A 14,394-nucleotide genomic window follows, 5' to 3' on the forward strand; every position below is an offset into this window, starting at 1 on the left:
CGACAAAGAAGAATTTAACACGCAACAAAATAAAACCTTGGCACACCCTTTGCTTTATTTTTGGGAAATAGGTAACTAATACCTAATCATTAAATTATATAAAAAACATTTGCTGTATTTTATTTTAGGGGAAACGCCATGAACACATTACTAAAATCACTATTCGTTGCATCTGCAATCACATCAATGTCAGCAGCGGCTGCTGTTACGCAAACATCTGCAACAGAAGCAAGCTTCTCGTTTGAAGGTACTATTGAGCCTATGTGTAAAACTGATAGTGGCTCAAACAGCGTAACGGGTTTGAACCTTGATTCAACTCAAGAAACGCAAGAGATTGGTACATTAGATGTGTGGTGTAACACAGGTGAAAATGCAACAACTGAATATAGCTCTGCAAATGGCGGTTTCTTAGTTGCTGACAACGCACAGGCAAGTAAAATCGCTTACACGCTAAGCATCGGTAATACATCTGGTGTTGACCTACAAAGCGGTACTTACAAGCACCTAACAACCGTTGCAGGTACTGGTAGCACAGGTGAAACACAAGCGACATCACTTAAAATCACACCTCAGTCAAACGGTATGAACGATGCGGGTACTTACTCTGATACTATCACAGTTACAGTAAGCCCTAACTAAGCACTACATTTTGGCAATGAGATATTGCTCATTGCCCTCCCCCACAAATAGAGCTAAACGGTCGGGTGTGTAACATCATCCGACATATCCCTATGCCAAAACACAGAGGCACTTTCTTGCCTATGTGGCAATAAATGTCCCCAAATGTAATATCAACGGTCTATAGTGACATAACAACGCAATTAAAGTGCCACATATTGAACAAAAAACAGGCGCAATATATGCAATACTATGCAATACGGTGTTATGCGACGATAAATAGTTGCAAACTGAAATACAACTGCTGTACTTTAGTGTTAGGGGGAACGCCATGATCACCATATTAAAGCCACTGTTTGCTATCTCAGCGATTATATCGCTCAGCACAATGTCTGCTGTGACTGAAACAACGGGCAGCGAAGCTCAGTATTCCTTTACTGGTACTGTTGAGCCTATGTGTAAAACCAGCAGCGGTACAAACAGCGTAACAGGCTTAAACCTGAGCACCGCATCACAAGCACAAGAAATTGGCACATTAGATGTGTGGTGTAATACCGGTGAAAACGCCACTACAACCTACAGCTCAGCAAATGGCGGCTACTTGGTTGCAGACAACGCACAAAACAGTAAATTGGCGTATACCCTAAACATCGGCGACACCACAGGTATCGACCTTCAAGCGGGAGCCTACGAGCATTTAAATGCTACCGCCGCGGGTACTGGTAGCTCGGGCGAAACACAAGCCACCTTGCTCAAAATTACCCCTCAGGTAAATGGCTTAAACGAAGCTGGCACATACTCAGACACCATTACCGTCACGGTGAGTGCAAATTAATAAGCACTCCCCCTTACAACAGAACGCCCGATAACTTTTGCTACTCTAAGAGCTTGGTTATAATCCACCTTTATTGCTGTATTTTGCCGTTAATTTGGAACCCCATGAAAAAGCTCTCTAAAGTTCAACAAAAACAACAAACGCTAGTAATGAGCGTTGCCGATATGCTCGAAGAGCAAGCCCGCAACGAGATCCCCGGTATGGTGCAATGTTGGTTTGATGTGGAATATCACCTATTCCCCGGTTCTTTACTGCTATGTTTTCAATTTGAAGATGAACCAGCTTTAGAAGCCGCCAAACCAGATTTATTAAAATGGCAAAAACGCTTAAGCGCCGCCATGCTCAAAAAAGGCGTGATCTTAAAAGATATGCGTAAGCATTTAACGTTTACGTTGTTGGGGCCAGAGGATTAAGCAGTTACAGGTGGTAGGTCGGCATAAGCGAAGCGCCATCCGACGTGTTTAACCCAACTGCTCGGCACCTTTGTTGGAAGGCGCCTTCGGCTTTTCCAACCTACGATTCAAACATTAACTCTTCACCACACCAACTTGACTGGTATATCCCAAGCTCCAATGCCCTGTGAAAGCTCGAATACGGCCAGTCAATAACACAATTAACTAAACCATGCTTCATTGGATTGTAATGAACGTAATTAACATGGTGCCAAAAATCACGCTCGTCACAAATGGTATGCTCCCAAAAGCGTCGTTGCCAAATGCCCCGCTCGCCTTTTCGTCTATTCGAATCTGTAAGCAGTTCTGTTTTTGGTAATGATTTAGAAAAGCGCTTTTTGATCTCGCGCCAACGATTAGAGTAATCATGATCATCATCAGGCAAGGTCAACACCGCGTGCATATGATCGGGCAACACCACCCACGCATCAATATAAAATGGTTGCTGTTGTTTGACCCAACGCACAGACTCTCGCAGCACATCAATATGCTCCACCAGCAATGCGCTTTGTCGGTTTAACAAATTTACCGTGAAAAAATACGTGCCACCCGCCACATAATTGCGCCGATACCGCATACCACCTCCTTGTGATTGCTTTTTTGTAGGTCGGATAAGCGAAGCGCCATCCGACGATGGAGAGTCCCTTAGCAATGGTTAAACGAGCTTGTTTAACCTTGTACAAAGTAAAGGCCCTCACTTCGTTCTCTGCCGTTTACCTTTTAAACCTTTGTTGGAAGGCGCCTTCGGCTTTTCCAACCTACACTAGAATTAATAATACAATTAAATCAGAGAGCTGGATGAAAAAGTTTATTCATATTTCGATAGGGTCTTTTATTATTTTCGCTATTCTTATCTTTGGGTCTATTTGCTTCTATGATACCCATGTTCAGAATGGTCATTGGGGTAGTGTCAGTGATATGCTTGTAGCCCTAGGTACCGCATTAATTGCGTATTTTACATTCTTACTTGTAGCTGCTGCCTACATCACCAGCAAAAGCTGGTTAGACAAAGAAGCCCACCTAAAAGCAACCGAATTCCTAGAAACTCTCGCGGCTATTTTTCATCATCAACTTATCATTTATAGTACGAATAGTAAGTTAGCCATTTATCATGATCTCAGAAAGAAACAAGTAGGAGACGAGATAAAGTTCGGCGTCAAAGACATAAACGGGGCACAGAGCATGCTTCAATCCATTGGAGTAAATACTAAAGCTTCCAGTTATTCTGAAGCCGATTTAGCTAGTATAAATAACTACAGTGAAGTGCTTGTCCCTATCTACAAAGAAAGCATATTGAAAGCGAAAAGTGATGTTGACTCATTGATAGTTAAAGCAATGATACTTGCATCAAACTTTGGTGAAAAAGTAGACGGAGTTCAATTGGATAAGGATATTCATATATTAAGAAGCACAAACCACGACAATAATTATGCGAAAGTAAAGCAGATTATCAAAAAATATGCGCATGCTATCGATATGAAAGATTTCAAACTAACAGTGCCTGACTACGAACCCTATGAACGTGGCTCTTTATGATTATGTAACTTCTAATCGTCGGAAGGCGCCTTCGGCTTTTCCAACCTACATACCAAACTCGTAGGTCGGCATAAGCGAAGCGCCATCCGACGCCCCCAAACAAAAAACCGCCTTGCTTTCGCAAGGCGGTTTTTAAGTTATAATCAAAGCCTAAACTTGGCTTTTACCCAACACTTACTCCGCGTAAGTTTCTACCGCTGGGCATGAACAAATTAGGTTACGGTCGCCGTATACGTCGTCGATACGGGTTACCGTTGGCCAGAATTTGTCTTTTGCTACGCTTGGTACTGGGAATGCTGCGTAGAAGCGGTCGTATGCTCTGTCCCACTCGTTGCCTAGTACGTCAGCTTGGGTGTGTGGTGCAAATACTAATGGGTTGTTTTCGATTGACCACTCGCCTGAGATGATCTTGTCGATTTCACCCTTGATTGACACCATGGCTTCGATAAAGCGATCGATTTCTACTTTTGACTCAGACTCAGTCGGCTCAATCATCAAGGTGCCCGCAACTGGGAACGACATCGTTGGTGAGTGGAAACCGTAGTCTTGTAGACGCTTCGCCACATCCATTTCAGTGATGCCAGAGGCTTCTTTGATAGGACGTAAGTCAACAATACACTCGTGCGCAACACGGTTGTTTTGGCCACGGTACAAGATTGGGAAGTGCTCGCTTAACTTTTCAGTGAGGTAGTTAGCGTTCACAATCGCCATTTCTGTGGCTTGTTTTAAGCCTTCGCTGCCCATCATGGCAATGTATGCCCAAGAGATAGGTAGGATTGCCGCAGAGCCGTAAGGTGCTGCTGAAACCGCACCGTTGCCTGCAGTTGTACCTGCTACGTTGATCACGCTGTGATTAGGCATAAATGGCGCTAGGTGTGATTTAACACCAATTGGACCAACACCTGGGCCACCGCCCCCGTGTGGAATACAGAATGTTTTGTGCAGGTTAAGGTGCGATACGTCAGAGCCGATTGAACCTGGGCTTGTTACGCCAACCTGCGCGTTCATGTTCGCGCCATCCATGTAAACCTGACCACCGTGCTGGTGTACGATGTCACATACTTCTTTGATGGTCTGCTCGTAAACACCGTGTGTAGACGGGTAAGTGACCATGATACACGATAGGTTTTCTGCGACGTCAGCGGCTTTAGCGCGTAGGTCTTCCATATCGATGTTACCGTTCTTATCACAGCCAACAACCACAACCTTCATGCTGGCCATTTGCGCAGATGCAGGGTTAGTGCCGTGCGCTGAACTTGGGATCAAACAGATGTTACGATGGCCTTCGCCGCGTGACTCGTGGTATTTACGAATCGCGATAAGACCCGCGTATTCACCTTGTGCACCTGAGTTAGGCTGTAGTGATACCGCATCATAACCTGTGATATCAACTAACCAATCGTGTAGTTCGTTGATCATGATTTGGTAACCTTGTGCTTGGTCTAATGGGCAGAACGGGTGAAGCTCTGCAAACTCAGGCCAAGTGACTGGGATCATCTCCGCAGTCGCGTTAAGTTTCATGGTACATGAACCAAGTGAAATCATTGAGTGGTTAAGCGCTAAGTCTTTGTTCTCTAAACGCTTGATGTAACGCAACATTTCAGTCTCGCTGTGGTACGAGTTGAAGTTAGGGTGCGTTAAAATTTCATCATCGCGTACTAGGCTTGCAGGAATACCCGTGATTTCGTCTTTGCTCACTTGCGCATCTAGCGCGTCAACGTCTAAACCATGGCCTTCGCCAAGGATGATGTCAAACAACTGCGCCACGTCTGCACGTGTAGTCGTTTCGTTTACTGAGAGTGAGTATTCACCTTCGTGGTTAGTAGCAAAGTTCACCTCTGCAGCAATCGCGCGTGCAACTACTTCGTCTTTGTTCTCTGCAACAACACTCAACGTGTCAAACCAAGTGTCGTGCTTAAGCGCAACACCTTTAGACTTAAGACCCGTTGCTAAAATGCTTGTTAAACGGTTAATGCGCTGAGCGATAGTCTTAAGGCCCTGTGGACCGTGGTACACCGCATAGAACGCCGCCATGTTGGCTAGTAATACCTGCGCTGTACAAATGTTTGAGTTGGCTTTTTCACGGCGGATGTGCTGCTCACGCGTTTGCATCGCCATACGTAGCGCATCGTTACCTAAACGGTCTTTAGACACACCGATGATACGACCAGGAAGTGAACGCTTGTACGCATCACGCGTTGCAAAGAATGCGGCGTGAGGACCACCGTAGCCCATAGGCACACCAAAACGCTGTGCAGAACCCAGTACTACGTCAGCACCTAATTGACCTGGCGCTTTAAGTAGCAATAAGCTCATGATGTCAGCAGCCACACAAGCAATCGCTTTTTTGCTTTGTACTTGTGCAATTAAGTCTTGCACATCAACCACTTCACCGGTTGTGCTTGGGTATTGGAATAAGGCACCAAAAATGTCGTGGTTTGCAGCGTCGCTAGCCGGACCTACTACCACTTCAAAACCAAACTGTTCAGCACGCGTAGCTACCACGTCGATGGTTTGCGTGTGTACATCATCAGCAATAAAGAAGATATTGGCTTTTTTAGCTTTTGCAACACGCTTAGCCAGCGCCATAGCTTCTGCTGCTGCTGTCGCTTCATCAAGTAGTGAAGCAGACGCTAAGTCTAAACCTGTTAAGTCAATCGTAAGCGTCTGGAAGTTTAATAATGATTCTAAACGGCCTTGTGCAATCTCTGGCTGATAAGGAGTGTAAGCTGTGTACCAACCTGGATTTTCAAGTACGTTACGTAGAATTACGTTCGGTACATGTGTTGGGTGATAACCCTGACCGATGTATGACTTGAATACCTTGTTTTTGCTTGCAACTGATTTTAGGTAGCTTAGCGTTTCAACTTCAGTGCGACTTTCACCGATGTTTAACCCTTGCTCTAAACGGATAGCCGCAGGTACAGTTTGACCGATCAGCTCTTCAACACTCGATACCCCAAGAGCATTCAGCATGTCAGTTACTTGCGCCGGGCTTGGGCCGATATGGCGACGAATAAAATCTTGCTTTTGCTCTAATTGTTCAAGAGATTTGGCGTTTGACATTAGTCCAGATTCCTATGATCCAAATTAAAAAGTGTGTTTGTCACAATAGCCTTGGTAACAGCAGAGTAACAAAACTAAATCAGCCCATGTGATATGGCACATGGGCCAAAAATGCGGTGCTTCTTATTAACCCCAGTTTGGATAAGCGTTTGCACAACGCATTTATCATCAGGGTTAATTATAAAAGCCCCAATAAATGGGGCCTTTATGTAGACGTAAAACGATTAGTCTTCGTCGATTGAATTCGCGTAACCTTCCGCATCTAAAAGGTTGTCAAGCTCTGACTCGTCAGAAGCTTTGATGCGGAATAACCAACCGTCGCCATAAGCGTCGTTGTTTACCGTTTCAGGTGAATCTTCAAGCTCTTCGTTGATAGCAACGATTGTGCCTGTGATTGGCGCGTAGATGTCAGAAGCTGCTTTAACAGACTCAGCAACTGCGCAGTCTTCGCCAGCATCAACTTCATCGTCTACTTCTGGTAATTCTACGAATACCATGTCGCCTAGAAGTTCTTGAGCGTGCTCAGTGATACCTACTGTGTAAGTGCCATCGCCTTCAGCGCGAACCCACTCGTGTGAAGACGCGTACTTTAACTCGCTAGGAATGTTGCTCATCTTTTTGTTCCTTTGGTTCGGTGTTTTGGGTGGTTAACCCACCCTTTCTTAATATTAAATAACTGCTTTGCCGTTACGTACGAAGCAAGGCTTCACTACTTTCACGTCAACTAACTTTTTGCGCATTTCAACCTGTGCTGTATCGCCCGTTGAACGAGGAACACGTGCTAATGCCACACTAAAGCCTAAAGTCGGTGAGAATGTACCAGAAGTGATCACCCCTTCGCCACCCTCTACGATAACTTTAGAACCACTGCGAAGTACACCTTTGCTTTCTAAAACTAGACCAACTAATTTGTCAGTGCTTTTTTCAGCGCGTTGTTTTTCCAATACTTCACGACCGATAAAGTCACGTTCTGCGGGTTCCCAAGCGATGGTCCACGCCATATTTGCAGCCAATGGCGATACAGACTCATCCATATCTAAACCATACAGGTTCATGCCCGCTTCTAAACGTAGCGTATCACGCGCGCCTAAGCCAGCAGGTGCAACGCCTGCGTCTAATAATTTTTGCCAAAGTGTTGCTGCGTCATCATTGTGAACCACAATTTCATAACCGTCTTCACCGGTGTAGCCTGTTGTTGCAATAAATAAATCGCCCGCTTGAACACCAAAGAATGGCTTCATGCCCTCAACAGCAGCTTTTTGTTCGTCGTTTAATACGGTAGCTGTTTTTGCTTTAGCATTTGGACCTTGTACTGCAATCATTGCGTACTCTGGGCGCTCAGTCACTTCAACTGCGTAGCCTTCAGATACTTTTGCGATGTGTGCTAAGTCTTTTTCACGCGTTGCTGAGTTAACAACTAGGCGGTAGCTGGTTTCAGTGAAGAAATAAATAATAAGGTCGTCGATTACACCGCCGCGCTCGTTAAGCATACCTGTGTATAGTGCTTTACCTGGTACAGTTAACTTAGCCACATCGTTGGCAACCAATTTACGCAAAAATGCTTTTGCATCATCACCAGCTACGTCAACAATGGTCATGTGAGATACATCAAACATACCTGCATCGTTACGTACTGCGTTGTGCTCTTCAATTTGTGACCCATAGTTGATAGGCATTTCCCAACCGTGAAAGTCAACCATTTTTGCGCCAGCTTCTAGATGCTTGGCATGTAATACTGTTTTAGAAGTCATATCATTCCTTCACTTATATTTAATCAACAAGTCTAGTTGTTGACGCTACCTCAAACGAGGTGGGGTTAATTCAAATAGCAACAAGGGCACGCCATACAGCGTGCCCTTGTTATTTTGATTTAGTTTAGGTCAAAGCCTTGCGCTTGCAATGTTGCTTGCCATTTATTCAGCGTAGGTAATTGCGCAATTAACTGATAACGCTGTTCACCTTGCTCTAAAAGAGAGGTGACAAATACTTCACCGCTTTGTCTGCCGTAACACACCTGTTCGTCGGATAAACGTAATCCTGGTGTTAACTCAAAGCTGTTTACTAGAGTTTCAAACGCTTGCTGGCCAGAAACGGTCGTGATAGCTAAATCATCACGCACCACCAGCTCAATATCGTAATCTTCAACATGTGCAGCCACAAACTGCTCTAAAATTGCAACCGCGCTACTTTCTACCACAAAACGATAGGCCGTTTCGCTGAAATAATACACGCAGTACGATTGGCCTCCATCTAATTTTCCTTGGATACCAAGGCCCGGTGCCATTAGCTTGTTGAGATTTAAACCCATTTGTTGATTTAAAAAAGGTGTCGCTTCAAAACCACTAAAATCAAGTACGGTTAGATCTTGCGTCATCGCCATACTATTAACGGCTGGTGTACAGCCTTGGCGGTGTTTTGCAAACATTGTAGGTGCAAATGTCATAGAGACACCTTAATTAAATTTCGATAAGCACAGAGTATATTGGCCCTAAAAGCCAACAACAAATTGTAATTATTTATCCATTGATAAATAATACTTATGTAATTAGCTTTGTTAAATAGTATTTATTAATATGAAGAACTTATCGATTGATGGCCTGCGTACTTTAGTCACAGTAGTTGATGTGGGCGGCTTTGCCAAAGCTGGCGAGCTATTAGGTTTATCACAACCTGCCGTTTCGCTACAGATAAAACGCTTAGAAGACATGCTCAACTGCAAGCTATTTAAGAAGCAGGGTCAAAGACAGGTACTCAACCAATATGGTGAGTTGCTACTGCCACTTGCCAAGCAGATGTTGCAACACAACGATGTAATCATTCAGCAGTTCACCTCAGAGAGCGTGACGGGTAAAGTACGTTTAGGGATCCCCAGTGAATTTGCAGCCCGTATTTTACCGTCCATCATCGGTGATTTTGTTTCTTTGTATCCAGATGTATCTTTAGAAGTTAAATCCCGCTTAAGTAAGCATTTACTTTCAACTTCGCGACAGGATCAATTTGACTTGGTGCTCGCGCTTAATGAGCAACTTGATTCTGCTCAACATCCCATTTTTATGCAAGACCAACTGGTGTGGGTAGGTGATTTATCCAAAGCCAATGATGGTATCGTCACGCTGGTGACGGCGCCTGAAGGCTGTATCTACCGACGCCGCGCCATTGAAGCGTTGCAACAAGCGGGCCTTAAACATCGCATTATATACAGTAATGCCGATTTAACTGGGCTAACAGCAGCACTTAAAGAAGGGTTAGGGATCACGGTATTAGCAAAAAGCACCGTGCCAAGCGAACTCAACTATCAAAGTCACACGGCCACCTTGCCTGAGCTTGGACAAATTGGTATCTGTCTTATCAAGAACTCGGGTGAATCTGTCCATGCTGTTGATAAGCTTGCTGAATTTATCGCGCTGCGTCTTGGCTAATCACGTTAAAAATAGCTTTAAAGGCCAAACAATGATCATAATAGATGGCAAACAACTTGACCCTGTCACTGGCGAGCTCACGACAAGGGCAACTAACAAAGATTGATAATATATTGATAAACGACTGATGAATCACTGATAAGGAGATAAAAGCTCATAATTTAGAACGTTAAATGTGACATAGAGCTCTGTATATAACCAGAGCCCAACGTCAACATCCGATTATTTACCGACGGCTTGTTTAGCAAACAACTGCTTCAAGGGGCCAAGCTTGTCAACCATACTTAGACCAACACCGCGTACTAGCTTTTTCAGCGGATGAGTCCCTTCAAACAATTCTTTAAGCCCCTGCATCATAGCAATGTGCTTTTGTGCATCTAGTTTTCGCGCTCTTTCATACTCACGTAACGTTCTATGGTTTGCAAACCCGTCACGCAGGTCCCGACTAAGCAACTCGATAAGCAAAGCAGCGTCCTTCAAACCCAAATTCATGCCAAGCCCTGCCAGCGGGTGAATGGTATGCGCAGCATCGCCCATCAACACCACTTTGTTATTCAGCCACTGCTTTGCATAGCGCATTCTAAGTGGGAATACCGCTCTATCGGGGGCAACTTCACATAAACCACACTGTCCATCAATAGCCACATTCAACGCCTTGTTAAATTCGTCTTCGGATAGTGCCATTAATCGCTCAGCCTCTTTTGGTGAGGTCGACCAAACTATCGAATGGTGATGCTCATCATGTAACGGTAAAAAGGCCAATGGCCCGGTAGGTAAAAATACTTGGCGAGCAGTGGCATCATGTGGCAGTTGTGTTTTTACCGTCGCAACGATGGCGTGATGGTCATAATCCCAAAAAGTCATTGGCATTTTAAACTGTGTGCGAATAGCTGAATTTGCACCATCGCATGCGACTAAAAGCTTAGCCATCACAGGCGTACCTGATCCTAGCGTGATCAGCACATCGGAGTCTGTTTGATGAATACTTTGATAACGCGTATCGAACGCCAAGCTTACATTACTAAATTGTTTTAGTTTATTGTAAAGCGCATAACGAATAGCGTCATTTTCGATAATATGGCCCAGCTCTGGCAAATCCAGTTCGCTGCTGTTAAAAGCTATTTTACCAAAGCTGTCCTTGTCACGAACATCCATATGCGTGTAAGGCATAACACGTTGTGCCACCATATCCTGCCACACATCCAGCTGCTCAAATAGTGTTTGGCTGGCCAGACTGATGGCACTGACACGATTGGCAAATAGCTCACCTAAAGGTTGCGGTGGCGCGGAGCTATCTATTACTTGAACAGTAATATCTGCTTTGGCCAGCCCCAAAGCCAGTGTTAAGCCGACTGCCCCACCACCTACAATACATACTTGAACTTGCTGCATTAGCGATTTCCTTTGATCACATGGCCCATTAACTGCTTTGCAAGTGGCGCTTTTAAACGTGAAGATAAGGCCATCGCAAATAAACCACAACTGCGGCCTAATGCCATCAGCCTTGAAGAGTTCGAAAACAAGCGTACTAAAGAGTCAGTGAGAGTCATCACCGTGTTAATATCTTGCTCTCTTAATAACTCATAACGACGCGTAAAGTGATAATCCCCAATTTGTGCTTGGCTGGGATTCGCCAGCAGCTCAACTAAACACTGTATGTCTCGCAGACCAAGATTAAAACCCTGTCCTGCAATCGGATGAATAGCATGTGCCGCATTACCAATTAAAAGGCAACGGTGGTGCACCACTTTCTCAACGCGACCTAGCACAAGAGGGTAGCTTGCTCGCATACCCACTTGAGTAAAAAGCCCAGCGCGATAACCAAACGCATTGTGTAACTTTTCAATAAACTGCTCTGCATCCATGTGCTGATACTGTGCCAATTGGCTATTTTCCATGCACCAAACAAGTGAGTAACGAGAGTCACTCATGGGCAATAACGCCATCGGTCCATGTTCTGTAAATCGCTCAAAAGCTTGACCGTTATGGCCACCTTGTACCTTTACGTTTGCAATCAATGCACCTTGCTCATAAGCAACACTGTTAAAGTTAAGCTTTAGCAGTGCTCGTGTGGGGGATTGTGCGCCATCAGCAATCACCATTAACTTTGCGGCAATGGCTTGCCCAGTGTTTAAGGTGAGTTCCACAGCATCAAGTGTCTGTGTTAACGTTTCAATCGTTGCAGGACAAAACAGCGTGACACCCGCGTCTTTTAATTGTTGATGTAAAAACGCGCCATAAGGACTTACTTCAACCACATATCCCAAAGCATCACATTGGTAGTCTTGATGATGAATATCGGTTTTACCAAAATGGCCTCTATCAGATACATGCACCTGCTTAATAGCTTGCGCAAAAGACCAGCTAGGTTCAAATAAACCTAATTCTTTAAGATAACATACCGATTGGTGTGCCAGAGCAATGCTTCTATCATCAAAGCTAGGATGTGTTTTATCTTTGGGCGTGAAGGCTTCGACAACGCCAATTTTGTAATCGACATTAAGCTTACTCATTGCCAACGCAGCGGTGGCACCAGCCATGCCTCCGCCTACAATAAGGATATCAAAGTGTTGCAACCTGCTCTCCTAGTGTTGCATTAGCGCTTCTATGTCAGCAATGGTCTTTGGTGCATCTACAGTTAAGTTCTCAAAGCCACTTTCGGTAACGAGCAAGTCGTCTTCAATACGAATGCCTATGCCCTTAAATTTTTCAGGCACTTCAGCATCTTCGTCAAAGTACAACCCAGGTTCGATGGTTAATACCATGCCAGGTTCAAAAGGCCTGTCAGCCTCATCGAGTTTATACTCACCAACATCGTGTACATCCAAGCCTAACCAATGACCTAAACCATGCATATAAAACGCTTTGCACGCTTGGTTTTCCATGAGTGTATCTAAATCTCCAGCCAAAATACCGAGCTGGATCAAACCTTGTGTCATTACTTTCATTGCAGCTTGATTGGCCTTAACCAACGTACCGCCTGGTTTAACATGCTCAAATGCGGCTTGCTGTGCTTTTAAAACCAATTCATACACTTGCTTTTGGGCTTCACTAAAACGCCCAGATACCGGAAAAGTACGGGTAATATCTGCGGCATAACCTTGCAGCTCGCAACCTGAGTCAATGAGCACTAAATCTCCAGCTTTTAACTCATCCCCATTTTCGGTGTAATGTAATATATTGGCGTTGTTACCTGAGCCAACAATGGTGCCATAGGCTGGATGACGCGCACCATTCATTGCATAATGATGATGTAACTCCGCCTCTAGCTGGTATTCAGTGGCTCCAGCTTTGGCAAACCGCATTGCTCGTTTGTGTGCTTCGCAGCTTATTTTTGCCGCCTTTCGCATGAGCGCAATTTCTGCTTCGGATTTAAACAGTCGCATTTCATGCACCAGTGGGCGGATGTCTTTAATGATCTCTGGGGCGCGATAACCTTTTTTTGGTGCGCCACGTAGAGTGCTTAATAACGACCAGATTTTATTATCAAAGTCACCGTAAGTACCTTGTCCATAATACAGTACACGCTTGGTGTTAACGAGCGACTGCAATTGCTCATCAAGCTCACTAAGTGGGTAGCTGTGATCAAATAAATATTGCGCTTTCGCCTGCTCAAAGCCAACGCGGCGACCATGCCAAATTTCAGCTACTTTGTCTTTGTTTCTACAAAATAAGTGGCTGCTGAGTTGTTCATCTCGGTCTTTACATAGCACCAGTACAGCATCAGGTTCGTTAAAGCCTGTTAAATAGTAAAAGTCGCTGTCTTGACGAAAAGGAAACTCTGTATCGCGGCTGCGTGTCAACTCCACCGCTGCAGGGATCACAGCAACAGCGTTTTTATCTAATTGTGATAACAAACGTGTTCTGCGTTGTAAAAACTCTTTTGTCTCAATCATTAGTGTATTGTCTTTGAAGTTGTAGTCAGATCTTTGCCCATTTCAGCAAAACACAGCATGGCTGATACACGAATATATTCAATAATTTCATGAAGGGCTTGTTGGTCTTCTTCGGTGTCATCAAAATGCGTATCGAGTTTGGTAATTTCAGTAAAATCACTGATCACTTCTTTCACATCAGCAGATAACTTACCATAATCTTTTTGTTTTAAGCCAAATCCTAACAAAAACCCAGAGACCCAGCCGACTAACGCATTGGCCTGGTCTATTAAAGATTCGTCTTCGCTTGGTAAGAATAATTCAAAATGAAATTCTGCATTACTGAAGTGCTCAACAACGTGTTTATACATGTTGGCAAAAAATTGCTTTAGCTCTTCTTGAAATGTTTGTCCCTCATTGAACACATCACTCAATAAACCGAGGTACTCTTTTTCTTCAATATTTAATCCACATGCCAACAAGCCGCTGATAGCACCATGTACTTCCGCTGGGGCAATGTATATATCGTGTTTTTCAAGCAATAGTTGCGCTTGGGTGTAATCGTTTAGTTCACTCATCAGTTCGACTTTTTA

At 44.3% G+C, this 14,394-nt stretch carries 14 protein-coding genes; 5 read left to right on the forward strand and 9 right to left on the reverse strand.

What is annotated here, in order from left to right:
* Nucleotides 1-138 precede the first annotated feature (138 nt).
* The 3 genes from BET10_RS11205 to BET10_RS11215 all read left to right on the forward strand — a co-directional run bounded on the left by BET10_RS11205 (nt 139) and on the right by BET10_RS11215 (nt 1,866).
* A complete protein-coding gene (locus tag BET10_RS11205; RefSeq protein ID WP_070985676.1) occupies nt 139-639 on the forward strand; it encodes a hypothetical protein in 501 nt (166 codons plus the stop codon).
* Nucleotides 640-949: 310 nt separating this feature from the next.
* The gene (locus tag BET10_RS11210; protein ID WP_070985677.1) at nt 950-1,453 is read left to right on the forward strand and encodes a hypothetical protein; all 504 of its coding nucleotides are present in this window, start codon (nt 950-952) and stop codon (nt 1,451-1,453) included.
* 104 nt (nt 1,454-1,557) lie between these two features.
* Nucleotides 1,558-1,866: a hypothetical protein gene (locus tag BET10_RS11215; RefSeq protein WP_070985678.1), complete on the forward strand. Its 309-nt coding sequence runs from the start codon at nt 1,558-1,560 to the stop codon at nt 1,864-1,866.
* A 100-nt stretch (nt 1,867-1,966) separates the two neighbouring features.
* On the opposite strand, the gene BET10_RS11220 is transcribed toward BET10_RS11215, so the two are convergent.
* Nucleotides 1,967-2,482 carry an REP-associated tyrosine transposase gene (locus BET10_RS11220; protein WP_070985679.1) on the reverse strand — a complete coding sequence of 172 codons (516 nt, stop codon included), beginning with the start codon at nt 2,480-2,482 and terminating at the stop codon, nt 1,967-1,969.
* A 221-nt stretch (nt 2,483-2,703) separates the two neighbouring features.
* Between BET10_RS11220 and BET10_RS11225 the strand changes: the two genes are divergently transcribed.
* The gene (locus tag BET10_RS11225) at nt 2,704-3,441 is read left to right on the forward strand and encodes a hypothetical protein (RefSeq protein WP_139158544.1); all 738 of its coding nucleotides are present in this window, start codon (nt 2,704-2,706) and stop codon (nt 3,439-3,441) included.
* Between the two features lie 174 nt (nt 3,442-3,615).
* On the opposite strand, the gene gcvP is transcribed toward BET10_RS11225, so the two are convergent.
* The 4 genes from gcvP to BET10_RS11245 all read right to left on the reverse strand — a co-directional run bounded on the left by gcvP (nt 3,616) and on the right by BET10_RS11245 (nt 8,950).
* Nucleotides 3,616-6,507: an aminomethyl-transferring glycine dehydrogenase gene (gene gcvP / locus BET10_RS11230; RefSeq protein ID WP_070985681.1), complete on the reverse strand. Its 2,892-nt coding sequence runs from the start codon at nt 6,505-6,507 to the stop codon at nt 3,616-3,618.
* Nucleotides 6,508-6,731: 224 nt separating this feature from the next.
* Nucleotides 6,732-7,121 carry a glycine cleavage system protein GcvH gene (gene gcvH / locus BET10_RS11235; RefSeq protein WP_070985682.1) on the reverse strand — a complete coding sequence of 130 codons (390 nt, stop codon included), beginning with the start codon at nt 7,119-7,121 and terminating at the stop codon, nt 6,732-6,734.
* 54 nt (nt 7,122-7,175) lie between these two features.
* The gene (gcvT, locus tag BET10_RS11240; protein ID WP_070985683.1) at nt 7,176-8,258 is read right to left on the reverse strand and encodes a glycine cleavage system aminomethyltransferase GcvT; all 1,083 of its coding nucleotides are present in this window, start codon (nt 8,256-8,258) and stop codon (nt 7,176-7,178) included.
* 119 nt (nt 8,259-8,377) lie between these two features.
* Nucleotides 8,378-8,950: a hypothetical protein gene (locus tag BET10_RS11245; RefSeq protein ID WP_070985684.1), complete on the reverse strand. Its 573-nt coding sequence runs from the start codon at nt 8,948-8,950 to the stop codon at nt 8,378-8,380.
* A 130-nt stretch (nt 8,951-9,080) separates the two neighbouring features.
* Between BET10_RS11245 and BET10_RS11250 the strand changes: the two genes are divergently transcribed.
* Complete coding sequence (locus tag BET10_RS11250; protein ID WP_070985685.1) at nt 9,081-9,926, forward strand: LysR family transcriptional regulator; 846 nt, start codon at nt 9,081-9,083, stop codon at nt 9,924-9,926.
* A 222-nt stretch (nt 9,927-10,148) separates the two neighbouring features.
* On the opposite strand, the gene BET10_RS11255 is transcribed toward BET10_RS11250, so the two are convergent.
* From BET10_RS11255 to BET10_RS11270, 4 genes are read right to left on the reverse strand one after another with little or no spacing between them, the layout of a single operon-like run.
* Nucleotides 10,149-11,318, reverse strand: coding sequence for an FAD-dependent monooxygenase (locus BET10_RS11255; RefSeq protein ID WP_070985686.1), 1,170 nt, complete (start codon nt 11,316-11,318; stop codon nt 10,149-10,151).
* Entirely contained in the window at nt 11,318-12,502 is a 1,185-nt protein-coding gene (gene ubiH / locus BET10_RS11260) for a 2-octaprenyl-6-methoxyphenyl hydroxylase (protein ID WP_070985687.1), read from the reverse strand. The genes BET10_RS11255 and ubiH overlap by 1 nt, the downstream gene beginning before the upstream one ends.
* A gap of 9 nt (nt 12,503-12,511) precedes the next feature.
* A complete protein-coding gene (gene pepP / locus BET10_RS11265; RefSeq protein WP_070985688.1) occupies nt 12,512-13,822 on the reverse strand; it encodes a Xaa-Pro aminopeptidase in 1,311 nt (436 codons plus the stop codon).
* On the reverse strand, nt 13,822-14,379 hold the full coding sequence (locus BET10_RS11270) for a UPF0149 family protein (protein WP_070985689.1): 558 nt from the start codon (nt 14,377-14,379) through the stop codon (nt 13,822-13,824). The genes pepP and BET10_RS11270 overlap by 1 nt, the downstream gene beginning before the upstream one ends.
* Between the last annotated feature and the right edge of the window lie 15 nt (nt 14,380-14,394).

Origin of the sequence: Pseudoalteromonas amylolytica, from assembly GCF_001854605.1 — a bacterium.
GTDB classification, from domain to species: domain Bacteria; phylum Pseudomonadota; class Gammaproteobacteria; order Enterobacterales; family Alteromonadaceae; genus Pseudoalteromonas; species Pseudoalteromonas amylolytica.